17 protein-coding genes are annotated in these 26,425 nt (G+C 40.8%); 11 read left to right on the top strand and 6 right to left on the bottom strand.

The features are described 5' to 3' along the window. Positions 1–56: 56 nt before the first annotated feature. Positions 57–1,082, bottom strand: coding sequence for a LacI family DNA-binding transcriptional regulator (locus tag DPX34_RS12195; protein ID WP_111978708.1), 1,026 nt, complete (start codon positions 1,080–1,082; stop codon positions 57–59). Positions 1,083–1,492: 410 nt separating this feature from the next. On the opposite strand from DPX34_RS12195, the gene DPX34_RS12200 reads away from it, so the two are divergent. The 8 genes from DPX34_RS12200 to gnd all read left to right on the top strand — a co-directional run bounded on the left by DPX34_RS12200 (position 1,493) and on the right by gnd (position 9,840). Beyond that, positions 1,493–1,978, top strand: a complete 486-nt coding sequence (locus DPX34_RS12200; protein WP_111978709.1) for a gluconokinase — start codon at positions 1,493–1,495, stop codon at positions 1,976–1,978. Next, a complete protein-coding gene (locus DPX34_RS12205) occupies positions 1,975–3,261 on the top strand; it encodes a nickel-dependent putative hexonate epimerase (protein WP_111978710.1) in 1,287 nt (428 codons plus the stop codon). The genes DPX34_RS12200 and DPX34_RS12205 overlap by 4 nt, the downstream gene beginning before the upstream one ends. 102 nt (positions 3,262–3,363) lie before the next feature. After that, the gene (larC, locus tag DPX34_RS12210; RefSeq protein ID WP_111978711.1) at positions 3,364–4,671 is read left to right on the top strand and encodes a nickel pincer cofactor biosynthesis protein LarC; all 1,308 of its coding nucleotides are present in this window, start codon (positions 3,364–3,366) and stop codon (positions 4,669–4,671) included. After that, complete coding sequence (gene larE, locus DPX34_RS12215; RefSeq protein ID WP_111978712.1) at positions 4,668–5,480, top strand: ATP-dependent sacrificial sulfur transferase LarE; 813 nt, start codon at positions 4,668–4,670, stop codon at positions 5,478–5,480. Before larC ends, larE begins: the two co-directional genes overlap by 4 nt. Continuing rightward, complete coding sequence (larB, locus tag DPX34_RS12220; RefSeq protein ID WP_111978713.1) at positions 5,467–6,150, top strand: nickel pincer cofactor biosynthesis protein LarB; 684 nt, start codon at positions 5,467–5,469, stop codon at positions 6,148–6,150. The genes larE and larB overlap by 14 nt, the downstream gene beginning before the upstream one ends. After that, a complete protein-coding gene (locus DPX34_RS12225; RefSeq protein WP_111978714.1) occupies positions 6,147–6,866 on the top strand; it encodes a hypothetical protein in 720 nt (239 codons plus the stop codon). The genes larB and DPX34_RS12225 overlap by 4 nt, the downstream gene beginning before the upstream one ends. Positions 6,867–7,006: 140 nt before the next feature. Beyond that, a complete protein-coding gene (locus DPX34_RS12230; protein ID WP_111978715.1) occupies positions 7,007–8,254 on the top strand; it encodes a tagaturonate epimerase family protein in 1,248 nt (415 codons plus the stop codon). A 116-nt stretch (positions 8,255–8,370) separates the two neighbouring features. Next, positions 8,371–9,840: a decarboxylating NADP(+)-dependent phosphogluconate dehydrogenase gene (gene gnd, locus DPX34_RS12235; protein WP_111978716.1), complete on the top strand. Its 1,470-nt coding sequence runs from the start codon at positions 8,371–8,373 to the stop codon at positions 9,838–9,840. A 430-nt stretch (positions 9,841–10,270) separates the two neighbouring features. On the opposite strand, the gene DPX34_RS12240 is transcribed toward gnd, so the two are convergent. From DPX34_RS12240 to DPX34_RS12255, 4 genes are all read right to left on the bottom strand, one after another. Beyond that, on the bottom strand, positions 10,271–12,196 hold the full coding sequence (locus tag DPX34_RS12240; protein ID WP_111978717.1) for a glycoside hydrolase family 97 protein: 1,926 nt from the start codon (positions 12,194–12,196) through the stop codon (positions 10,271–10,273). 219 nt (positions 12,197–12,415) lie between these two features. Continuing rightward, positions 12,416–13,600 carry an aldose epimerase family protein gene (locus tag DPX34_RS12245; protein ID WP_198673697.1) on the bottom strand — a complete coding sequence of 395 codons (1,185 nt, stop codon included), beginning with the start codon at positions 13,598–13,600 and terminating at the stop codon, positions 12,416–12,418. Positions 13,601–13,605: 5 nt separating this feature from the next. Next, positions 13,606–14,541, bottom strand: a complete 936-nt coding sequence (locus DPX34_RS12250; protein ID WP_111978718.1) for a transporter substrate-binding domain-containing protein — start codon at positions 14,539–14,541, stop codon at positions 13,606–13,608. Between the two features lie 313 nt (positions 14,542–14,854). Next, positions 14,855–16,708 (bottom strand): RICIN domain-containing protein, encoded by a 1,854-nt coding sequence (locus DPX34_RS12255; protein WP_198673698.1) that lies wholly within the window; start codon positions 16,706–16,708, stop codon positions 14,855–14,857. Between the two features lie 545 nt (positions 16,709–17,253). On the opposite strand from DPX34_RS12255, the gene DPX34_RS12260 reads away from it, so the two are divergent. The 3 genes from DPX34_RS12260 (at position 17,254) to DPX34_RS12270 (ending at position 25,390) form a co-directional block, all read left to right on the top strand. Continuing rightward, positions 17,254–20,778 (top strand): LamG-like jellyroll fold domain-containing protein, encoded by a 3,525-nt coding sequence (locus DPX34_RS12260; protein ID WP_111978719.1) that lies wholly within the window; start codon positions 17,254–17,256, stop codon positions 20,776–20,778. 116 nt (positions 20,779–20,894) lie between these two features. Next, on the top strand, positions 20,895–23,684 hold the full coding sequence (locus tag DPX34_RS12265) for a TonB-dependent receptor (RefSeq protein WP_111978720.1): 2,790 nt from the start codon (positions 20,895–20,897) through the stop codon (positions 23,682–23,684). 224 nt (positions 23,685–23,908) lie between these two features. Continuing rightward, positions 23,909–25,390 carry an aldehyde dehydrogenase family protein gene (locus DPX34_RS12270; RefSeq protein ID WP_111978721.1) on the top strand — a complete coding sequence of 494 codons (1,482 nt, stop codon included), beginning with the start codon at positions 23,909–23,911 and terminating at the stop codon, positions 25,388–25,390. Positions 25,391–25,559: 169 nt separating this feature from the next. Here DPX34_RS12270 and DPX34_RS12275 read toward each other — a convergent pair whose 3' ends face one another. After that, complete coding sequence (locus DPX34_RS12275) at positions 25,560–26,303, bottom strand: DUF6088 family protein (RefSeq protein WP_111978722.1); 744 nt, start codon at positions 26,301–26,303, stop codon at positions 25,560–25,562. Positions 26,304–26,425: the final 122 nt, after the last annotated feature.

Below are 26,425 nucleotides of genomic sequence, written 5' to 3' on the forward strand. Positions count from 1 at the left end.
TGAAGTGACTTGTGGGTATATATTCTTAATTGAATATTTATAATACGTATGCAGATTTATTTTGGTGGCGTGGTTGATTCTCGCACAATCACTTTTGGACTAAAAACTGATTTTTCTTCGATAATGGCAGGGTTGCCTTTTTCAACAATAGTAATGAGCTTTTTAGTGGCTGATATTGCCATATCGCGCACTGGGCGACGCACGGTTGTTAGTTGTGGAATAATACGCGAGGCGAGTAAGTTATCATCGAAACCACAAATTGAAATGTCGTTAGGCACTGAATAGTCCATTGATAAAGCGACTTTCATTACCCCCGCTGCCATTTCATCATTATTAGCGATAATGGCCGTTGGCGCCGAATCTAAATTCAACAGCTGATTACCACACTCTAAGCCATTCACATATTGGTTAGTGCCTTCAACAATATATTCACTGGGCATGTTTAAGTTGGCTTTTTCCATTGCACGTTTAAAGCCACCAAACCGTTCTTTCGATGAACGATAAATCATTGGACCGGTGATCATGGCTATTTTTGTATGATTAAGTGAAATTAAATAGTCGGTTAATTCACCGATTGCGCTGCCATCGTCTGACACAACAAAGCGTTCAGAGCGCTCGTCGGTTCCCGAGACTAAACGCATGTAGGGGATATTATTATCGTCTAGCGTAGCACCTAACTGATCAACTTCAGACGCGGGCGGTAAAATAATGACACCGTCTAATTTTGAACGTTTGACAAAAGAGATCACATTGGCAATTAAGTCATCACTTTTATATTCGCAAGGGTGTACAACGAGCTCGTAGCCACGTTGGCTGCAGTAGCTCAACACACCGCGTTGTACTTCATCAATATAAAGTGCATCGGGATTGTCATAAACTAACCCTAGCAAATACGAGCGACTAGAGGCTAAGCCACGCGCTTGTTTGTCGGGCACAAAGCCTTTTTCTGCTATTATTTTTTCAATCATTTCTTGGGTTTTTTTACCGACTTTATCTGAGTGGTTGATAACTCGCGAAACGGTTCTTTTTGATACGCCAGCTAATCTGGCGATATCATTAATTGTGACTTTTTCCTCACCCATTTTTTTTCCAACAATACTCTATTGGCCTCACGACTGATCAGCGTGTAGGCGGGGTTATTTATGTCGCTACTTAAGCAAAGATACCGGTAGCATACATTAGCTTTAAGCCAATTGTAATCAATCAGCCATGGTTTTGGTAGACCTAATCTGTTTAAGGCGTTTGAGGTGTCGTTAAGAACACTGGCACTGGGTTTTAATATACGTTTAACGATTATTCGCCATTTTTATGCTGCTTATGTATCCATTTCGGCGATTCTAGATGCCTATTGTTTCGTGTTTAATCGATGACTAGCTCGGTAAATTACACTTTTATGTTACTTAAGTGTAAATAATAGTGCATAGTATTTGACATTGCCACCGGTGGCATATAGTATTTTCGCATTCTACAACAGAGCTCGAGGATTAATTAAATGATTTATATCGTTATGGGGGTAAGTGGCTGTGGCAAATCGTCGATTGGTCAAATGCTTGCTGATCAATTAAAACTGGCTTTCTATGACGCAGACGATTTTCACCCTGCTGCCAATATAAAAAAAATGAGCAGTGGGGTCGCATTAGACGATAACGACAGATGGCCATGGCTCACGCGTTTAGCTGATCAAATGTCTGGTTGGTTGCAACAAGGCGGTGCGGTTTTAGCGTGTTCTGCGTTAAAACAAGCTTATCGTGATGTATTAGTTTCTACTCAAGCAGAACAAGTTAAATTTGTTTATTTAGCGGGTTCAAAACAACTCATAGGTGATCGTTTAGCGCATCGTCAAAACCATTTTATGGCCTCTACATTATTAGATAGTCAGTTTGAAGCACTAGAAGCGCCTACAGATGCAATCACGGTTTCAATTGATTCTACGCCTGATGTCATTGTTGCGCGAACGATAGAAGAGATAAAAAAATGAATTACCCAATCCATAAAGTCGACACCGATAACACAATCTCAGATGAACAGTTAAAAGCGATTCTTGATGAGTTTATTGCGGTTAAGGCTAAAAATGCAAAGCGAATTTTAATTTTACCACCTGATATTACACGGTTTTATTCTAAAGCGGGTTTCATTTCGGCCTATTTATATGCTCAATTAAAAGACCAGGCCGAAATTTTCTTTTTACCGGCATTAGGCACACATGAGCCGATGCCGGCACACGAAATTGATGCGATGTTTGGTACTGCTATTCCAAAAGAATTATTTTTGCCGCATTTATGGCGTACCGATGTTGTTAAGTTGGGTGAAATATCGAGCAGTAGAATGTTAGCGCTTTCTGAAGGCAAACTCGATTACAGTATGGATGTCGCGGCCAATAAACTGTTGGTTGAAGGCAATTGGGATTTAATTATTTCTGTTGGCCAAGTGGTCCCGCATGAAGTGATTGGCATGGCTAATTACACCAAAAATATCTTGGTGGGTACCGGTGGCTCAGACACTATTCATAAATCACATTTTTTAGGTGCCGTTTATGGCATGGAGCGCATCATGGGGCGTGTTAACACACCTGTGCGCCAAGCATTAAATGAAGGGTATGACGCATTTTTAACACACTTGCCGATTGAATTTATTTTAACGGTATTAGGTAACAAACACGATAAATTAGCATTACAAGGTGTGTATTGCGGCTCAGGAAACGAAACCTACGAAGCGGCTGCCGAGCTAAGTCAAAAGCTTAATTTAAATTTATTAGATAAACCGATCAACAAGGCGATTGTGTATTTAGAACCTTCTGAATTTAAAACTACATGGCTAGGCAATAAAGCGATTTATCGCACGCGTATGGCGATGGCTGATGCCGGTGAACTGATTATTTTAGCGCCAGCTTTACATCGCTTTGGTGAAGATTTAGAGATTGACCGTTTGATTCGCGAGTTTGGTTATAAAACAACAGACGAAACATTAGCCGCGGTTAAAGAAAACCCTGAACTTGCCAATAATTTATCGGCTGCGGCACATTTAATTCATGGCACCAGTGATAAACGTTTCAACGTAACTTATTGCCCTGGCGATGGTGTTTCTCAAGCCGAAATTGAATCCGTTAATTATGGCTATTGTCACTATGATGAAATGCTTAAGCGATATCCAATTGGTGAATTAAAAGACGGTTGGAATACGATGCCAGACGGTGAAGAAATATTTTATGTGAGCAACCCCGCATTAGGCTTATGGTCAACCCGAGCCCGGTTTGAAGCTTAACAAGGTTGTGGTTTGAATTGATTTTAATATCACTATTCAGGTCAAAATTAACACGAATTTTAACTCCATCAGATTAATAAAATATTCATAAAGGGGGATTGCATGCTTAAATTAAACCCAAAAAAACATATACATTTAGATGTCGTTGGCGGGATCGCTGGCGATATGTTTGTCGGTGCAATGTTGGATGCATTTCCTCGTTTAGAAACGATTGTTCTTGATAAACTAAAAGCGATTATGCCGGCGGATGCGGGTGACGTAAAAACGTGGTTTACGGTTAATGGTGGCATGTGTATTAAACGTTTTGCTTTAATGAATGATGTTGTTGCATCCGAGATTGATTTAGCTAAATCAAGTGGCTCTGAGGCCCAACCGGTTCATAAGCATCAGCACGAACATTCTTATACACAAGAACATACACATCAGCATGAAAGTGCCCATATCAAAACAACGTGTAAATATTTATTGTCGCTTATTGCCAAAAGTGAATTGAGCGAAGATGAAAAAGACATTGCCTGTGACTTACTGACCATATTGGCAACCGCTGAAGCCAAAGTACATAACACCACATTAGATCGCGTTCATTTTCATGAATTAGCCGATTGGGATTCTTTAATGGATATCGTCGCGGCAGCCATTATTTTTTCTCAGCTGGCAGAGGTGAGTTGGAGTGTATCAACGCTACCCATGGGGCGTGGTTTTGTTAAAACACAGCATGGTTTATTACCCGTTCCTGCGCCTGCAACAAGTGAATTATTGCAAGGTTTTTCTTTTAGAGACGACGGCATTGAAGGTGAACGGATCACACCAACCGGTGCCGCTATTTTACGTTATTTAAAACCCCAATTAACACCGGTTGAACAAAGCGTGTTATTAACCTCGGGCTATGGCGGCGGCAATCGAACCTTAAACGGCCTGCCTAATATGTTGCGCGCAATGGTTTATGAATACGCAAAAGAGGAAGAAGCACAAGAAATCGCGATCATTCATTTTGATATTGATGATATGACCGGTGAAGAAGTGGCATTAGCATTAGATAAATTAAGAGCAACAACCGGAGTATTAGACGTTAATGTGTTTTCGGCACGTGGTAAAAAAGGTCGTCACGTAGAACAAGTTCAGATACAAGCGTGTTTAAGTTTACATAAACAAGTGATTGATCAGTGTTTTATTGAAACATCGACAACGGGGTTGCGCTGGCGTTTTGAGCAACGACGCTGTCTTGAGCGCACATCAAATACCGACAATATTGTAACCGTAAAAAAAGTACAGCGGCCAGATGCGACCACTACATTAAAAATCGAACATGATGAGTTGATTAAATACGATTCGTTGGCTCGACGTCGTGCAGTTAAAGCGCTCGCAGAGCAAAACTCACCGGCGGCTCAATTAACAAGGATTGTACGATGAATATAGCGGATAAGTTGAATCGACTCATTGATTGCTTAGCAAAGTACCCCCAATTAACTATTGCGGTGAGTGGCGGTATCGACAGTATGTTGTTGAGTTTTGTTAGCCATTTATATTTTCCTAAACGCACATTAGCGGTACATGCACATTCACCTGCGGTACCTAAAAAAGCGTTGCAACGCGTTTTAAACTATACACATCAATATGAGTGGAATTTAAAGGTGCTGGATGCTGGCGAGTTTGCCGACCCAGATTATTTAAAAAATCCAATCAACCGTTGTTATTTTTGCAAATCTAACTTGTATAGCCGTTTACGAGGCGTTCGAAATGGCGTGGTTATGTCAGGCACTAATATAGACGATTTAGCTGATTTTAGACCGGGTTTAAAAGCGGCTGAAGAACAACAGGTTGTGCATCCTTACATTGAGGCTGAATTAACTAAAGCCGATATTTATGCGTTAGCGGCCGAGTTTAATTTAACCGATTTAGAACATTTACCTAGTCAGCCTTGTTTAGCGAGTCGGGTTGAAACGGGGATCACTATTGCGGCTCGTGACCTTCAGTTTATTGATCAAGTTGAAGACTGTGTTCGTCAATTATTAGCTGATAACGGTGATATACGTTGCCGGATCACGCATCAGGGCGTATTTGTCGAGATTTCACCTTTACCGAAAAGTGAACCGTTAGCGGTAATAACAGAATCAACAAAAATGTTGTGTCAGCAGCAGGGGTATCTTTTTAGCGGCATTAGAACATACCGCCAGGGGTCGGCTTTTATACAACCGGAGCCTTATTATGCAGCCGTTTAAATGGGATGCAGAACGTAAAATGCGCACCGGTATTGCAGAAGCGGTTTATTGTTCAGGCAAAACGGTTTCTCAAATTGAAGCCATACTCGTTTTTCATCTTAAACAGAAAACCGCGGTGTTGTTAACCCGCTTAACCGAAGCAACATGGCAACAAATTGATTCTGCTTTATGCGAAATAATTGATTACGATGCGGCTTCAAATACCGCGATATATCAGCCTAATAAAGATAAAAATGATACCTTGCAGCAAGGTGTGCTTATTGTTGCCGCGGGTACTTCTGATATGGCTTTAGCACAAGAAGCGGCCAGAACATTAAATTTTAATGGCTTCTCTGCCCCGATTATAAGTGATGTTGGCGTTGCTGGTTTATGGCGCTTAATGGATAACCTTGAAGAGATAAGACAATACGCATTAGTGATAGCCGTAGCGGGGATGGAAGGCGCATTATTTAGCGTGTTGGCGGGGTTAATTCACGCTCCCGTTATCGCTTTACCTAGTGCGGTTGGTTATGGCGTCTCTGCTGATGGACAAGCCGCACTACAAAGTGCTTTAGCGTCTTGTTCACCCGGAATTGTAACCGTGAATATTGGCAATGGTTTTGGGGCAGCAGTGGCGGCCATTAAAATGATGAATATGCAGGAAAATGAACAAGAAGTGAGCAAATCATGATTAATGCTGAACTCATCTCTATTTTATGGATGGGGTTTATTATTGGGTTAGTGCATGCTTTTGATGCCGACCATATTATGGCTGTGTCGGCTATGGCTCAAAAACGAAGTTCACAAGCCTCTAGTTTATTTTATGCGGTTAATTGGGGGTTAGGGCATGGCGCCATTTTGTTACTGGCTGGCATGTTAATGTTTGTATTTAATATTGCTTTACCCCTGTGGTTAGTCGTTTTAGCCGAGCAGGCCGTAGGCGTTTTGTTGATCTTTTTAGGACTGGCTTTAATGTGGCAATTTTATCGTGACCGAATCACGTTGGTTGCCCATAAACATGGGGCGATCACGCACGTGCATTGGTTAAATAAAACAGACCACAATATGCTGATTAATCATGAGGTTATGAGTGATAATTGTACTCAAAATACCCACCGAGAGTCGTTAAAACATAAACCCATTTTGGTGGGGATGCTACACGGGTTAGCGGGGAGTGCCCCGGTGATTGCGTTGATCCCCGCGATGATGCAAAAAAATGGGTTATTAAGCTTGGCTTATATGGTGTTGTTCTCGACCGCTTGTGTTGTCGGTATGACATTATTTGGTTATGGTTTAAAAAATAGTCAACAATTTATGGCGACTAAATTAAATAACTTTAATCGTATTTTGCGTTGCGGCATTGCATTTATGTCGATTGGTTTAGGTGTGTTTTGGTTATTTAACTAGCCGCCTAAAATAATTTTTTATGTCGTCGGTATATTGTTATTTATGCTACCGGTGGCATATTGTTTGTCATGTTCATGCCTCATCACATTAAGGTGCTGGGTATTTATGGCATTTAAATATGTTGAGTTGGAGAGAGTGTTATGAAAAAAATTCAAAAGTTTACGATGGGTGTTGGTGATCGTTTTGGCCATCAAGCTGAAGCACAACTACAGGCGATGATTGATGCAAAAGAAAAATTTGGTTTAGAAGTTTACCCGGTTTGGAATAAATCAAACCGCGAACATGAAATTATTGGTACCGTGCCTCAAAGTTTACGCGACGAAGCCGATGCAGCCGTAAAAGTAAAAGCTTGGGACTTACCTTATTATGTCGATGCTGATCATATTCAATTAGGGACCGTAGACCGTTTTATTTCGTGCAGCGACTTTTTTACGTTAGATGTAGCAGAACAAATTGGTTTAGCAGCACCACAAGCCGACATTGATGCGTTTATAGCCTCACAAGAGAAATACATCGGTCAATTGTCGATTCCAGGTATTGAAGCCGCTTTTACCGTAACAAAAGAAACGATCGAAGCGGTTGCTAAAGAGTTTTTAGGTGCCGTAAAACTGGCAGGACAAATTTATCGTAAAATTGATGCTGAAAAAGGAGCGCCTTTTGTCACAGAGGTGTCGATGGATGAATGTGAAGATCCACAAACCCCCTTACAGCTATTCTTTATTTTAAGTGCGATCGCCGCAGAAGGTATTCCTGCTCAAACAATCGCGCCAAAATTTACGGGGCGCTTTAACAAAGGCGTTGATTACGTTGGTGATGTTGAGCAATTTGATAAAGATTTTGATCAAGATTTAGCCGTTATTAGCTTTGCAATTAAAGAATTTGGTTTACCCGAAACACTTAAATTAAGTGTGCATTCAGGTTCTGATAAGTTCTCTATTTATGCTTCAATTGGTCGTAATCTTAAAAAGCATGATGCCGGTATACACCTTAAAACGGCTGGCACAACTTGGTTAGAAGAATTAATCGGTTTAGCTGAATCAGGCGGAAAGGGTCTTGAAATAGCGAAAGAGGTTTATGCCAAATCAATTGAAAAATATGACGAGCTATGTGCGCCTTATGCCACCGTTATCGACATTGATAAAAACGGTTTACCCAGTGTTGAAACCGTAAATAGCTGGACCGGCGAACAATATGCTAATGCTTTACGTCATGATTTAGACCACCCTGAATACAACCTAAATTTACGTCAGTTATTACATGTGGGCTATAAAGTCGCAGCACAAATGGGCGAGCGTTATTTAATCGCATTAAAAGCCAATAAAGCCATTATAGATAAAAACGTAACAGAAAATATTTTAGACCGACATTTAACGCGCATTTTTGGTTAATACACAAAAGTAGCGTTAATCAATAATAGGGGAAGCATAGGTTTCCCCTATTACTAGGTGTTATATCGCTGCGTATCCCTGCACACAAGTTATAAATTGTTTTGGAGTAAATTTTAATGAAAGATAAGTCAGATATCGGCCTTGTTGGTTTAGCGGTAATGGGTGAAAACCTGATCCTCAATATGGCGAGCAAAGGTTTTACTGTAACGGCATACAACCGCAGTTACGACAAAGTAGAACGCTTTTTAAAAGGCCGTGCTGAAGGTCAAAGTATTCGAGGTGCCGACAGTATAGAAGCGCTTGTCGATTCATTAGCTTCTCCTCGTCAGATCATGTTGATGGTTAAAGCGGGTCAACCGGTTGATGATTTTATCGAACTATTGGTTCCGCACCTTGATGCTGGCGATATTATTATTGATGGTGGTAATACACACTACCCTGATTCAAATCGACGCACTGAACAGTTACACGCTAAGGGTATTTATTACATTGGTGCGGGTGTATCAGGCGGTGAAGAGGGTGCCTTAAAAGGTCCATCCATTATGCCAGGGGGAGCCGTTGAAGCTTGGCCGGCCGTAAAAGCTATTTTTCAGGGGATTTCAGCTAAAGTAGCCGACGATAAGGGGCAACTCACCGTACCTTGTTGTGATTGGGTTGGCGATGCTGGCGCAGGACATTTTGTAAAAATGGTTCACAATGGCATTGAATATGGCGACATGCAGTTAATTTGTGAAGCTTACCAACTCATGAAAGAAGTACTGGGTTTATCGGCTGATGAATTACATGACGTTTTTGCCACATGGAATGAAACTGAATTAGACAGTTATTTAATTGAGATCACGCGCGATATTTTTGCTTATAAAGACCAAGATGGCTCGGCGTTGGTCGAAAATATTTTAGACACCGCAGGCCAAAAAGGCACGGGTAAATGGACCGGTGTAACGGCGCTTGATTTAGGTGTGCCATTAACACTCATTGGCGAAGCGGTATTTGCCCGTTGCATATCCGCTCAAAAAGCCGAACGAGTCGAAGCTGCAAAAGTATTAAAAGGCCCTGCTATCCATTTTACGGGTGACAAAAAAGCGTTTATAGACGATATTCGCAAAGCGTTGTTAGCATCAAAAATTGTATCGTATGCTCAAGGTTATGTACTGTTTCAGCAAGCGGCTAAAGAGTTTGATTGGAACTTAAATTACGGTGCAATCGCCTTAATGTGGCGGGGGGGCTGTATTATTCGTTCTGCATTTCTTGGTAAAATTAAAGAAGCGTTTGATGATAACCCAGAGTTACCTAACCTTTTGCTTAATCCATACTTTAAAGACACCGTTTTAGATGCTCAGCAAAGCTGGCGCAATGTGGTGGGAACAGCCGTTGCTAATGGCGTACCGGTACCTTGTTTAAGTGCCGCATTAACTTATTTTGATGGATACCGTACCGAGCGTTTACCGGCAAACTTACTACAAGCCCAGCGCGATTTTTTTGGCGCACATACCTACGAGCGTACAGACAAGCCACGAGGCGAATTTTTCCACACAAATTGGACGGGTCGAGGAGGCGATACCGCTTCAACTACCTACAATGTCTAATCGCTTTTAATACAGAAAGTGAATGTGGAAAACGAGTGTAGTTGATACTTGTTTTTAGGCCTCCTACGTAAAAGTAGTGAGGCCTTTTTAGTTTGCTAATACTGACTCATTATTTTATCTTGCCTGCCATTTAACTAAGCGTTGAGGCTTTACTATAGTCAAAGCGATCGGTTTTTAGGGGCAGGTTTCTCGTTCCAGACGAAACCGAAGTACTTACATCCATGTAAGCAAAGCCGTCAAAGCTACCGCGTCCTGCTCTCGCCCCTTACCTGCATCCATGCAGGCAAGCTTCGAGACCCCATGAGCATATGCTCTATTATGTGATTGGGGCGAGTAAGCGCTGACAATGAACCATAAAACCTGAGCGAGAAGACTATATTACGCAATGTTAATCGTTTTTATAAGCGCGTAAACTCGGATTAACTATGAATTATTGTGAGATTAATAAAAAGCCATCGTTGCCCGTTAGCGTTATCTGGGTATCGGCTGTCGCCTTGATCATTTGTCGTTTGAAGTTGCGATCTGTTGTGCCACGTGTAATGGCTTGTAATGATTTACCGTTAATAAAACTTAAATCGAGTGATAATGTTTTACCGTGGGTTTCGCCGTTAATACCGGCTATATACCAACGTTCACCTTGCCGACGTGCAAACACGGCTAATTTACCAGGCGTGCCAGCAATATAACGAGATTCATCCCAACTGGCCGGTAAATTATTGAGTGCATCTTTAACAAAGTAGGGTATGTTTTTTATGCCTTGTGGTGTTTCGACTAAATGCTGAATACCCGATACAAACAACACGCTTTGTGCAAGTTCGAGTGCATTCGTCGTTTTACGTTCTACATTGGGAATATCATTGAACGCCATGGGAGTGAAATCCATTGGATCAAACAAATTGCGTGTAAATGGCAAAATGGTTGAATGACTAGCAGACTTGTCTGCGGCATTTTGGAAGAATGTGATCATCTCAAAACCTCTAACCGCTTCGGCTGTCATCAGGTGTGGATATGTTCGGTTTAAACCACGAGGGAGTGTGGCACCATGCACGTTTACTAATAATTGATGCTCTGCGGCTGCTTGTAAAATGGCATGGTAATAAGCAATCATTGATTGACCATCGCCCGCGAAAAAATCAATCTTTACGCCTTTAACGCCCATTTTATGTAAACGGCTAAAGGTTTGTTGACGACGTTCTGCTGTTGTTAAGTGATCTTTAGGGGTGTAAGGCGTTGTGTTCCAGTTACCGGCAGAGTTTAACCAAACGATTATATCGATGTTTTTTTGGGCCGCGTATTGCACAAGGGTCGCCATTTTATCCCAGCCTATTTTTCGATCCCAATCGGCGTCGACTAATGTGTATTGCCAGCCCATCTCGGCAGCATGATCAATAAACGCTTTTTGTACTTCAAAGGTGGTGAAATCATCTTTAAGTAACCCCCAGCTCCATGATGAGATACCGGGTTTTACAAAATCGGTATTCATTGTTATTTGAGGTGCCGCTAAATCGGTGCCTAATGTTGATTCGGCAACCGTCGCTAGATCACCTATCGCTAAAATACGCCAAGGTGTTACGTAATTTTGTACACCATTGCCTAATAAGCCATCTTGCTTAAAGACTTCAGCGGCCATGGGCAAGCCAATATGGTATTCGCCGTTTACTGATACCGGTTTTAAACGTGAGGCATGACTATTCGCATGCATATTCGCTTCGCTAATGGCGACCCATGTATCATTTGATTTAAACAACGCGGGAAAAACCCAACCGGCTGGTGAAGGTGAGGGGGTGCCAACGGGGATCGCTACCTCATAATGTTCTTCATATGATGGGTTGGTATGTTCCCATCCTGTTTGCGCTTCGGCTATTGGCTGTAACCATGCTATCGCATCTTGTTTAAAGTTAAAGCTGGTGTGCTCAGCAATAAATTGTAATTTTTCATCGGGCTTGCCTTTAACGGTGTATTTAAAAGCGACGCCATCGTTTGATAAGCTAAACGTTAATTCAAGTTGTTGTTTTTGTTTGTTTTCTATTAACCAAGTTTGTTGATTAGCCTGATAGTTTATAGCGTGTTGTTTAGCTGAAAATAAGGTGTAGTGATCGTTGACGACCTTAACATCGGTTTTATTGACAATAGAGAGCGGTTGGCTAAATTCATACCCACTGAGGGTTAGGCCTAATTCAGATGTTTCGATCACGTCGGTTTGTTTATGACTGACTTGATAGTGTAATTCGCCATTTTCATTAGTCAGCGTTAACTTTATTTCGTTATTGGGGCTATTTAATGTATGGCTGTTTGTTCCGTTACAGCCGAGCATAAGCCCGATTAAGCTTATGATAATTAACTGTTTTATGTGCATGAAAAGTCCTAATTTTTATACTTTATATTTACGATGTAAAAAAAAGCGAGCAGGCCGTTAAGCTTTGCTCGCAAACATCGGGGGATGTGAGTGTGTGTGTTTTTATTATGGTGACCTTATTTACGAGCCTTACTGATGAGTCAGAACGTGTGAGTGTATCCCCACTTTTTGTTTGACTCGCAATATAAGCTACCGGATCGAAATTCAGTCACTAGGTTGTTATTTATTTACGCTAAAGCGATAAATCATTTTTGTTGAATAGGTATCGCCCGCTTTTAAAATGGTACTTGGAAAATGTGGAATATTAGGTGAATCAGGATAGTGTTGAGGCTCTAAGCAAAAGCCGTTTCGGTGCTGATAAACAAGGCCTTTACCTTTAGATTGACCATCTAAAAAATTACCTGAATAGAATTGAATACCTGGCTCTTGCGTTAATATTTCAAGTACACGGCCACTAAGGGGTTCAACAACGGTTGCGGCTAAAGTGAGTTCGCCGGCTGTTGGTTTATCTAGCACATAATTGTGGTCGTAACCTAAGCCATAAGCGAGTTGAGTGTCTTTTAAGTTGATGTCTTGACCGATTTTTTTGCTGGTTCTGAAATCAAATGCGGTCCCTTCTACCAACTGAAATTCACCTGTTGGGATCAGCCCTGAATCTACGGGGGTTATGTTACTCGCGGCGATTGTTAATTCATGTGACAAAATGTCGCCTTCACCCGCAAGGTTAAAGTAGGTATGTTGAGTTAAATTCATAGGCGTATCTTGGTCTGAATGCGCTTTGTAATCGATAATCAGTTCATTGTTGTTGGTTAATAAATAATTGACCTGAATTAACGCATTACCTGGATAACCTTGATCGCCATCTGGACTCAATAATTGCAGTTTAAGTCCGGGTTGTTGGTCTTGGGTGTAAGCGGTGATAAACCAGTTCTTTTTGTCGTAACCTTGGTGGCCTCCATGTAAATGATTATCGCCATTGTTTTGAGGCAACGAGTGGGTTTTGCCATTTAAACTGAATTTACCTTCGCCTATGCGATTACCAAAACGGCCAATTAATGCACCAAAGTAATTACTGTCGGTTAAGTAATCTTCTAATTTATCGTAGCCAAGTACGATATCGGCATATTCACCGTGTTTATCGGGGGTTTTTAATGCGGTAATAATCCCACCATAGCTGATCACACTCATTGATGTGCCGTGTTTGTTAGTCATGGTGTACTCCGTTACGACTTCGCCGTTAGGTAATGTGCCGTAAGGTTGTTGTTCAATCATTGAATTGAGCCCTGCTGATAAAGTCTGGTTAGATTGCGCGGGTGTAGTCGATTGATTACAAGCGACTAAAAGGCCTACACAACCCAAGACCAGTAGTTTGGAAGAGAAAGTCGTTAATTGTTGTAAATTCATTGTGATTAGCCTTGAGTTACTGAAAATTGATTAGTTGACGCCATATTGATAACCGAGTGGTGATTTTTTAGATCATCAATATGTAGCCATAAGCGCTTGTCATCAAACGGAGTCTCTTTAGGTATAAATGGGTTTTCTATTTCAAATATTTTACGGTTTTCGAGGTCTGCTTTACGAATAACATCACGGATCATGGGATTGTTAAAAAAGTATTCGTCAAATTTGCCATCTTCAATCGCACTGATTAAGCCCGTTTTTATCGCACGAGCAAGCTGAGTGTTATTTTTGCTTACAAAGAAGTAAGCGGGTAAAGGGTATTTAATTAATATTCGTTTTTCGATAGTAAGAGGTAATTCACTGTGGCTAGCGACTTCAGACCAAGGCTCGTGCACACCGCGCGGAAAATAATCGTAACGACCGCCTTCAAGCATATAAAACAAATTGTCGTATGTACGTGTCCCAAAAACGCGGATCCCTGCGTTACGTAATATCGCGGTATCAGCCCATGTGCGTTCTTGTGCTGCGGTGAGTTGTTTTAAATCTTCAAAAGAATTAACTCGGTCAAATTTGTACTGATTGTCGGCTCTAATAATAAAAATACGGTGCCCGAGCAAGCCTTTATATAAAGGTATGCGTATAGGTTGTAATTTTTCTTCTAAATCAATTGAGGTACCCGTCCAGGCTATTTCTAGATTGTCTGACATGATGTCTTCAATCATTCTTATTTGTGGTAAATAGCGAGTTGATTCTTCAAATTCGTAACTATTTTGCTTGTCGTACGATAACGCGAGCTTTAATAAACCATATTGGTATTGCTCTTTAGCACCCATATCGGTTATGCGGTTATGGCGCACCGTTATTGTTTCAGCGCTTGCGTAAGATGACAGCAATACCATGAGGGCAGAAGCGATAAAAATGACGTTTTTTAATCTATATAACATAATTACACCACCAAATTATTAATATAGTATTACTATATGCTTTAATGTTTTTTATTGCAACAAATGAGTAACAACTTATTGTGTGAATTTCTTAGCTGATTGTTATTTAAACTAATTTAGTGTGAGCTTTATCGACCGATTGAGTGATGATTCGGTGTTTTTTTGAATGATTGTTGTTCTATCGGACAATAGACAAGGGTAAAGAACATACGACTCTTGTTTTGATAACTGTACATAAATACATACATTAATATCGTTAAGCGCCATATGTTCTGGGTTGTGTAACGTTATAAAATTATTTTAAACAAATACGCTATTTTGTCGCCCAAAGCGCTACACCTGATTGATCAAGCGCAGTGAATGTGGTGACTAACTGGTTAATGCTGCTGTTCCATTGCCAACTGGCGACACCATCAAATGTACCCATGCCATTTAAGGTTATTTGGAATTTGTTATTGCTTTGCAACCACCATGTTCCACTATGTGTGCCACTTACCGTGCCATCGCTATTGAGTTCAATCGTTGAAGATTGCTTAGCAGAAGTATTGATGTCTTTACCATGATTAACTAATTGATAAAGTCCGAGCATGTCATTACTATCAACTTTATTTTCCCCGTTTAATTCAACATAGCGTTGAGGTGCGACAACGGGCCAGCCATCATCATTTAAAAACATTTCATGCACCCGCACTGAATGATATTCACCGCTATTTGGAAAGCGTGTATGAAAAACTAAAAAACTTTGCCCCGTTGCTGCATTATGAACCGCAGACTGGTGCCCCGGCGATAAATAGCCATATTGGCCTGCTAATTCAAAGCCACCCATCAACTTAACCCCATAGGGGGCGATCGCGTTACGATCTCCTCTTACATTGGCCATATTATTGCCTTGAGCATCGTAATAAGGACCCTTAGGCGAAGTTGCTCGCGATACTCTGACGTTGTAGCCGCCATCGGCCGCTAATCCCCCATAAGATACAAACATATAATAATAGGGTGAATCAGGTTGATGCATAACAAATGCACCCTCAATATGACTGTGATCGCCCCCTTGTAAATGTTGACCATAACCCTGACCCGCATAAGGTTTACCCGTACCTGGGTCAACTTCGAGAATAAATATACCGCCTGAATACGAACCGTAAACTAACCATAATTTACCCTCTTTATCGTAAAAAGTATGTGGATCAACTGCATTTGGGTGAATAGTGGGATCATATATTTCACCGGCATTTTCACTTTCTTCCCCCCACATGCCCGACTTTAAGAGCAAGCCTTGATTATAATAAGGCCCTTCAATTGAATGACTGGTGGCAATACCTGTGTATCCTCGTGGAGCTGCCATGAGGCTTTGATTATAATAATAAGCATATTGGCCATTATTTAGTTGCACAACATCGGCTGCCCACAGTGATTGCTCGCCTGTCCAAGCAAACCCTTCTGCGAGTTCATTGCTAATGTTGTAGCCAAATAAAGGGTTATTGTTGTTTACGCCATCCGCTACCGAAGTCCAGTTCATTAAATCGGTTGATTTAGCCGCTGCTGCAAAAGAACCAAAAATATAATAGGTGGTTTGGCCATTAACAGATGTTTGATAAATCGATGGATCATGAACGGATATATCACTGAATTGCACATTATTAGCGGTTGGGTTTACATAGGTTGCGGGTTCTAATGCCCATTGCTGCGGAGTGCCCGCCCAATAATGCCATTGTCCGATATTGGCGCCGTTGCGGGTATCAAAATTAAAAACTTCGATCCCTTTGCCCGAAAAGCTGTTGATTAGACCATAGTATCCATTATTTAGGTTATCTAATTGCCATAATTGTGTTGCACCGCCCCAATAATTCCATTGCACAATATTAGCGCCATCGGTGGCATCCCAGTTATAAACTTCGAGGGCTTTATTACTGTGTACCGAAACAATTGAATATAAATTATTACCTGTGTTGGTTATGTCCCATAATTGATTGTCATTATTATTTTGTTGATATTGAATAATATTGGCACCATCGGCGGTGGACCTACCCGAGACATCCATCACTTTACCGCTAAAGTTATTTTTTAATACGTAAGTTCCATTTGTAACCGCAGAAACAGGGCTTAAATAGCTTATTCCTATCCCTAAGATCATCGTTGTTATACGATTTAGATTATATTTTTGCATAAATTTTCCATTTGAATTGTTAGTTATTGTTGTTATATCCCCGCCATTAAAGGCCTGTAGAGACACTTGTTTTATATATTGATGTTAACGTTTAATTAACATTTATATAGTAATTAAGTATTACTAATTATTAAAGGTATAAATTTTTATATTTTTAATTATTATTTTTACTAGGCAGCGTTGTGCGTGCCTTTTATATTTTAACTGGTTTGATCTATATAGCTAAACATGTTAAATATCAGTTGCTTAAGGTGGGTTTTGTTTGTTTTTTTACTCTTTATAAATGGCGTAAACTTAAATTTATAGATTAAAAATAAAACAATAAAATCGTTAACATTGCATTTACTTTTGTCATTTATCTTTGACAAATATTAAAAAGTATTATTAAATTACCATATGCGTTTGGGTACATGTTTTTATACAATAAAAAGTGCAGTTCAAAATTAACGCTAGAATAGATATAGCTAAGTGTTTCAATCGGCAGAATGCGCATTTTGATACAACTTAGGTATGCATAATTAGAATTAAAAGATGCGAGGACACAGATGAATAGATCAAAAATTGCTTTCGCCATAATGAGTTTGCTTGGTATAGCAGGTTGTGGCACAGGTGGAAGCGACATAGGGGCTACCACACAAGCACCTGTGATCGTTAAAGAGGCTGCTAAACCAACCGTAGCGCTAAATGTTGATTTTAATAACGTAGATGATATTGCCGTGCATGATCCTTCTGTTATTAAAGACGGTGAGCATTATTATATTTTTGGGTCGCATTTAGCCGCGGCTAAATCAACCGATTTAATTAACTGGGAATACATTTCTGTTCTTGAAGGTAATGCAACGGTTGATGGGAGCCCTTTATTTGATACTTACACATCTGAAATTGCCGAAGGCATCGAATGGACTGATGGCTTTACGGGTAACTGGGCGGCAAATGTAATTAAAGCGCCAAATGGTAAATATTGGTTTTATTACAATCATTGTGCACAAGATAACCCAGACACAACCGATGTTGTTGATGAAGTTTGTTGGAATCGCTCTTATTTAGGCTTAGCAGAAGCCGATAATATTGAAGGGCCTTATATTGATAAAGGTGTCTTTTTACGCTCTGGTTATCGCAGTACACAAGAAGCCGTTCTTGATAGTAACGGTAATACGATCCCGGTACTCGATGATGCGGGTAACGCAGTGGTTGATGGCGAGGGTAATGCTGTTGTTGAGATGACAAGCGTATTCCCTGAATTTGCGCAATACCCACTTGATAATGGTCAGGTAACTTGGGCAGGTCATGTTGATCCGAACGCTATCGACCCCACCGCATTTTACGATAAAGAGGGTAAATTATGGATGGTTTACGGTTCTTATTCTGGTGGTATTTTTGTTCTTGCATTAGATGAAACAACAGGTAAACCCGAGGCCGGTCAAGGCTATGGTAAACATCTAGTGGGTGGAAGCTTCCGTGCAATGGAAGGTGCATTTGCCTTTTATAGCCCTGAAAGTGAATATTATTACTTGATGTGGTCGGTTGCTGGTTTTGCGGCTAATGAAGGTTATAACATCCGAATGGCGCGGGCTAAAAACCCTGAAGGCCCTTATTATGATCCGGCAGGCAACGATATAGCAAGCGGTGAAGGTTTAGCTGTTGGTGCTAAATTAATGGGTGGTTTTGAATATACGCAAGAGATTGGCGAAACGGCTCCAGCTTGGGGTTATTTAGCGCCAGGCCATAATTCAGCCTATTTTGATGAAGCAACTGGTCGTCATTTACTGGTTACGCATACTCGCTTTCCTTTAAACTCATCTAAATTTCCTGAAAACCCAGAGGCTCATCAAGTTCGCACACATGAAATGTTTGTCAACAAAGATGGTTGGTTAGTCGCTTCACCACAACGTTATGTGCCATTAGCCGGTGATAATGTGGTTGCGGTTGATGATGTCATGGGTTACTACAAATTTATTAATCACGGGGTCGAAGTTAATACCGTGGCTAATAAATCGGGTCATATTGCATTAAATGAGGATCATTCAGTTACTGGGAGCGATCCGGGCGTTTGGTTTATGCTTGACCCTCAAAATATTAGCCTAGAACTCGCTTCTGGTCGATACGTGGGTACAGTGCAATGGCAATGGGATGATGGTCGTGACCAACTCGTGCCGACCTTTTCATTATTGGCTAAAGATGGTTCTACCGTTTGGGGGAGTCAGGTTAATCCGATTGATGCCACAGGCACAACCTTATCAGATATTCAAACCGCATTAGTTATTCCGAGTGAACTAACGGTAGCCGATGTTGATTTTACCTTACCGACTCAAGCTAAAGACGGCGCGACGATTAACTGGCAAAGCAGTGATGAATATTACATCAGTAATACGGGCTCTGTTTTTATACCAACGCCTGATCGCGGCGATAAAACCATTACGTTAGACGCGACGATCTCGTTAAACGGTCAAATGGTTAACAAGAGCTTTACGGTTACTTTAAAAGCGCGACCTGAATTTAAAAATGCGATTGCGCATTATAAATTTGAAAACAACGTTAGCAGTAGCTTAACGGGTGTGGCTGATGCCACTGTGACCACGGCTAACATGCAAGTGGCGGGGGGGACCGAAGCGTACACGGCTGGTCAAACCGGTAACGCATTTAGTTTAGATGGTGCGACAGGGGTTAAAATTCCATCAGATTTAGTTAAATCAGATGCTTATACCATTGCATTTTGGAGCAATCCGACAGAGTTAGCAGTGCATTCACCGGCTATTTTCTTATCGCCGGTTGATAACTTTGACCGTTGGATGACGCTCGCACCAGAAAATGTTTGGTTTACATCTAGCACTACGCTTTGGAGCCGTTATTTAGCGGATGATGGCGCTGATTTATGGAATCAAATTGTAACCAGCAGCAATGCAGCTTATAACGATTGGACGCATTATACCTTGTCGTATGGTGAAGGTGTGTTGAAGCTTTATATTAATGGTACGTTAGCGGGTTCAATGCCGCGCCCTGATTTCTTTAGTGCAACGGGTGGCGATATTGCTCTCGGAACTGGCTACGGTTGGGATCCTTCATACAAAGGTTTAGTTGATGAGTTGATCGTTTATGACTACGAGCTAAGCAGCTTAGATATAAACGGTGCTGCGGTTAATAACTTAACAGACCCTACACAATTTACCGGTTTTATTAAAGATGCACTTGATTTAGGCGATTTGTCAGCCGTTAAATCGAGCTTTGAATTACCACGAGTGGGGCCTTTTGTATCGGGTATTAGCTGGAGTGCTGACGCTAACGATTATTTTGTGATTAAAAATGGTCAAGCGATCGTAACGCAGCCAGCTCCGGCAGAAGGTGATCAGCAAATTACCCTAACGGCAACAATTAACTACAAAGGTTTTGTTGAGACTAAAACCTTTGATGTCATCGTCAAATCATTAGCACCAGCAGAATACAGTTTTGAAGGTGACTTAAGCGCATTTGACGCGGTAGCGGCTGCGGGTAAGGTAACCGGAGATCGCATCGGTAATACAGGTGGCAATATTTCGTTCACTGATGGTGTGGTTGGTCAAGCGTTAAACTTAGACGGTACTAGCGGTGTGCGCTTACCTGACAATTTAATTACGTCAGAACAATACTCTATCTCTGTATGGTTAAAACCAACCGTCATTACGGATTACACCACTGCGTTATTTGGCGCATCAGATTCTAGTCGTTGGATCAGCTTTGTGCCTCAAATCAATAATGATTCTGCCGGCCCGCTTAATTCATCAACCATTTGGGCGAGTAATGGCGCTTGGTGGAATGACTTTAATTTTGGTGAAAAAGTGATCCCTGCTAATAGCTGGACTCATTTAGTTGTCACGGTTGATGGTACCAACGCTAAAGTGTATTTAAATGGTGAGCCTAAGCTATCAAGTACTGATTTCCCTAACTTGTTCTCTCTTGGTTTGACTACCGAATGGGGTATTGGGGTGAATTACTGGGATACGCCTTATAACGGCGCCGTTGATGAACTTAAGTTCTTCTACGAAACCATCCCAGCAGACAAGGTTACTGAGCTTTACAGCGAGCTAGCGCAATAAAAATATCATAACCACAAAGCAGAGGCAGAAGCCATTTGGCTTCTGCCTCAAACACTGAATCAAGTCACGAATATAATCATTTTGGTTCGAGTAACCAGAATAGAGTGGAGAACACTATGTTTAAATGTTCATTAATAACAACGGCAGTTGCTGCGGCACTGACCTTATCTGCGCAACAAGCGATTGCGGCAGATGTCGAAAATGAAGCTGAAGAAATCGAAGTTATTGAAGTTTCAGGTATTCGCGGAAGTTTAAATAAAGCCTTAAATAATAAACGTTTTGCAATGCAAATTGTTGATTCTATTGTCGCTGAAGATATTGGTAAATTTCCTGATAATAATGTTGTAGAAGCCTTGCAGCGTGTAACGGGTGTGCAAGTAACAGGTCGTGGCGGCGGAGAGATCAGTACCGTATCGATTCGGGGTTTAAATGATGTTCACACCACGGTTAATGGTCGTGATGTTTTTACGGGCACGGGGCGCTCAGTTGCGATTCAAGATATACCGGCTAGTTTGTTATCGACGGTCGATGTTTATAAAACACGTTCTGCCAGTCAGGTTGAGCGCGGTATTGCCGGCTTAATCGATATTAAAACCCATCGTCCGTTTAATTTTGATGGTTCAAAAGTGGTACTTGCAACACGAGCCAATTATGCTGACCAATCCAAATCGGTTGATCCTAACGTGAGTGCATTATTGAGTAACCGTTGGGATACAGATTTAGGTGAGTTTGGTGCGTTGGTTAACTTCTCATTTATGCGTTCAAACACACGTGATGATGGCATGATTGCAGGGGCCGCATTTCCTTATTTTACGGCTAATTCACCTTCTGAACATCAACCTTATAAAATTATGAATTTTGGTCCTGCTAGCGGTTATTGGTCAGCGGGTTTAACTAATGGTTTACCATCGGCTGCGGGCTCTACGCTTAATGTTGGTGATGAACAAGTTGAATATTTATTAGCACGTGATGCTGTTTTTGGTAATGTCGCGGAATCAACACGCGAACGTCCTGCGTTTAATATTTCATTACAATGGGCGCCAACTGATGAACTTGAATTATTAGCTGAAGGTTTTTATACCGGTTATCGCAACGAGCAGCAAACATCGATGTGGTTCACAAATACCTTTGAAGAAAGCGGTAATAATGGCAATTTACAAATTGATACACCAAGCGTTGTTGAGGGCACCAATGTCATCAATTCACGTCAGGTATATGCGCCAAATGGGTTCCAAAGTGGTGATGCATCAACGGGTAAAACCGATAGTTATTTATACGCTTTAGGTGCCAAATGGATGCCAACCGATAACTTTACGTTAGATACTGAATTACTTATTCAGCAATCTAAATTTCACTCAGAATTTTTAGCTCAACGGTTTGATCGCAAGGCTTACGGTTTAGATGTTAACTTTAATGCTGGTGATGGCACGCCCTCTATCGCTTTTTGGGATGATCCGGCCACCGCTAATATTGATGAGTCGAATATGGCTGACACCGCTAATTGGTTAGCCGGTACGGTTTATGATAATAGTGGCACTGGTGAAGGTGATTCGATCACCTTGACTATGGATGCGGAATGGACACCTGACATTGATTTCATTGATAACATTAAATGGGGTCTTAAAGGTGAAAAACGCGGTGCGCAAAATTATATTCGTGAGCAAAGTGGTTCGCCTATTTCGATGACCGCAGATCAATTTTCGACTGCTTTAATTGCTCAAGGTGCGGCCAGCGAAGGTTATTTTCGTACGGTGCAAGATTACATGTTTGGTCGTGCTGATGTGTTTGATAGTTACGTAGTGGCTGACGGGTTATATCTTGTTGCCAATGGTGACGCGATGCGCTCTGTGATTGGTTACGAGCGAGAAGCTGAAAAGCAAACGTTTGATATTCAAGAAACCTCTTATGCGGCTTATTTAACTTCGCAATATCGTTTTGGTGAGGTTGTTACCGGTGAACTGGGTCTTCGTTACGTTAATTACGAGCAAGATATGAACTTTGGCACGTCGAGTGCGATTGGTGAAGCCTCTAAACTATTACCGAGTTTTTCTTTAAATTGGGATATTACGTCTGAATTAGTCGGGCGTGTTGCTTATACACAAACCTTGCGTATGCCAGAATTTACAGCATTAAATTCAACTCAGTTTTGGTACGACCCTTTAACTGAAGGCGTTTCGTATGGTACGGGTAATGGCGGTAATCCGGATCTAAAACCGGTTGAATCAACCAACTACGATTTATCGCTTGAATGGTATTTTGCTGCGGGTAGTTCAGTTTACGGTGCGGTATTTAAACGTGAATTATCGGGTATCGTGTTAAACGGTTCTAAAATTGTACGCCGTACCGGTGAAGATGACGTTGAACGTGATTATATTCTTAATGCTCCGGTTAATGATTCTGAAGGGGAGTTATCAGGCGTTGAAATCGGTTTAGTTTATTTTCCAACCGACTTACCAAAAGTGCTTGATGGTTTAGGTGTGCAAGCAAGTTATACGCAGCTAGATTCTTCACAATCAACTAAAGATTATAATGACGATGGCTCGGTTAAAAATATTATTCAGTCTAAAATGGCGGGGGTATCGGATTCATCATATAGCGTAGTAGGTATTTATGATAAAGAGTTGTTCGATATACGTATATCTTATGTGTGGCGTGAAAAGTTTTATACTCATGATGAGGCTAAATTTTTCGCTAATCCGTTGCAGTTTTGGAGCTTGCCAGAGCAAAGCGTAGATTTTCAGCTTAACTACGATGTTACTGAAAATTTAGCGATATCGTTTGATGCGCGTAATCTTTTAGATGATAAATACCAAAACCATTACGGAGAAGATACGCCTGAGTTATTTAACTTTTCTTCTGCCATTTATTCTCGTGAATTTGGTTTAGGTGCTAGGTATACATTTTAAAAAGTCAGTTTAGGCTAAAATGTGTCTTTTCGGCACAGCTCAAATTGATTGTTTTTTATAAATAATAGCCGATCTTTTAATAGATCGGCTTTTTTGCTTTATTTTTTTTACATTTTATTTACAATTAGATTAATAACGTTTTTAATGAACCCCGCTATACTTCCAACTGTACTATTGATATATCGTTTTAATTACATACAACTAACCTTGCTTAGAGACTTAATATGCACGATACAAACTGGCATGACCTTGCAGCCGCATTTTCACCTAATACCCACGCTATTATTGCTGGCGAACCGCATTTAACGACCTCAAATAAATTTATCGATAAAATAAGTCCTGTTGATGGTAGAGCGCTACCTAAAGTTGGGATCGCCAATGAAAATGATGTTGATCTTGCTGTTACTGCGGCTAGACAGGCTTTTGCGGATAAACGCTGGGCAGCATTGAGCTTTAAAGCACGCCGGAATATTTTATTGCGCTTTGCTGAGTTAATTGATCAAGCGACGGCGGATCTCGCTTTAATGGATTGCCTTGAAATGGGTAAATCAATTGAAAATTTGGTTTTTGATGATATCCCTGTATGTGCCGATAGTATTCGATGGTTTGCTGAAGCGCTCGATAAAGTATATGACCTTTGCTCACCTTCAAGAGACGGCGCAATGGGCACAGTGACTCATGAACCGCTAGGGGTTGTTGCATGTGTAGTGCCTTTTAATTACCCCATGATTATGGCTGCTTGGAAAATTGGACCGGCATTAGCAATGGGGAATTCAGTGATTTTAAAACCAGCTGAAAGAGCATGTTATTCAGCAATTAAATTAGGTGAACTCGCTTTAGAGGCCGGCATTCCTGCTGGTGTGTTAAATATTGTGCCTGGCGATGCTGAAACGGGGCAAGCGTTGGCGCAACATATGGATGTAGATGGTGTGTTTTTTACTGGGTCAACGCCTACCGGTAAAAAAATAATGCAGTATGCGGGACAATCTAATATGAAACGCCTTGCACTTGAATGTGGTGGTAAAAGCCCATTTGTTGTATTGGATAGTTGTCGTCAGTTACCATTTGCCGCACAAACGCTCGCTCGGCATGTCTTTTTTAACCAAGGTCAAATTTGTTCAGCTGCTTCGCGATTAATTATACAAGAAAATCTAGTTGATGAGTTTTTACCGTTATTGATTGAGCAAGCGGCTTTGTATCAACCTAGCGATCCTTTAAATATTAAGAGTAAAGTTGGCGCGTCTCATTGTCATAAACACCTTGAGCGCGTGCAATATTATGTCGATTCAGCGATTGAGCAAGGCGCTAATTTATTAGTGGGTGGTCATGCTGTACAAACGGTTGCTAATGGCGCCTATTATGCACCGACTATATTAACCAATGTGACTAATGATATGACCGTTGCCACGGATGAGGTTTTTGGTCCGGTTGTTGCTGTTATAACCGTTAAATCAGAAGCTGAGGCAATTGCCGTGGCTAATGATACGATTTTTGGGTTAGCTGCTGGTGTATGGAGTGATGATTTTTCAACGGCTCATCGCGTTGCACACCAATTAAAAGCAGGTAGTGTACATGTTAACTCTTGGGGTGAAGATGATGCGACTGCACCTTTTGGCGGTATTAAGCAATCGGGCATGGGTAAAGACAAATCAATATTGGCCTTGCACCAATATGCTAATGTTAAAAGTACGTGGTTTAAGTTTTAACCCATCTTTCGCTCTTTAAGACTGTCGAGACCATCCGTTTTCAATGATTTTATTGGCATACCAGTAGTCTTTTTGACATATTCTATTGGTAAAGATAAATGTTGTGCTGTTGCTCGTATAGCTTCCTCTAGAGCTTTTTGTCTTTGTGTAATAACACACTGTATTCCTTTTATTTTTTATTGCACGTTAGGTGCCAGTGACTGCCAGCATTTTTCCATTTATCCAAATATGAAAAACTGTATTTGGATGTTGGATTTAATGATTTATGTAGCTTTTCACTGAAATAGTCTAAATAAGTTTCCAGAAAAGAGCCAAGTAATGCTTTTGTTCTTTCTGTATATGCCTCAACGGCAATATTTTCCATTTCTTTTATTTTATCTGACGAAAGGCTTTTCAGACGTAAAGCTAACTTTGAAGCCACCTCTTCAATTTCCGCATCTGGAATTCTATCTATATTTTTGAGTACATCTAGAAATTGCAGCACTTGAATATTATTCTTTGATACTTTCTTATATCTAGAAGGCGTTGTGATTATTCTTAATCCAGACAGTTCAGCCTTTTCACGCTTAACTATCGACCTTGCAATATTCACTTCCGCAGGTATCTGTGTAGTTAACCCCCATTGATAATACAATGCAGGCCCTGTGACATAACCAACAGTTCTTTGCTTATTAGAAGTAAAGTAGTGAATAACATCACTACTTTTAGGGGCCATTGGACCAAAACGACCAACTTCAGATTTATAAAACAAGCCTTTTTTGATTTTCACTAAACCCAGTTTTTGCGAATTTCGACTAATAGCTTTAACAACAGCATCACTGTGTTCGGCATAGCTAGATATATCCTGATAAGAAAATAACTTACCTGGTTTCATTCGTTCTATCTGTTGACTTACTGTTTGTGTGACATTCATATTCTTCTCCATATCCAAATTATAATTGTCATGGAGTGTTTTTGTCTAGTTTTATTAAATAGTTCCTGACATTTTTAGCTTTGTATTTTCATAACTCTGTTATGTTAAATCGAAATAATTTA

The organism is Algibacillus agarilyticus (assembly GCF_003286125.1).
Lineage (GTDB): Bacteria > Pseudomonadota > Gammaproteobacteria > Enterobacterales > Alteromonadaceae > Algibacillus > Algibacillus agarilyticus.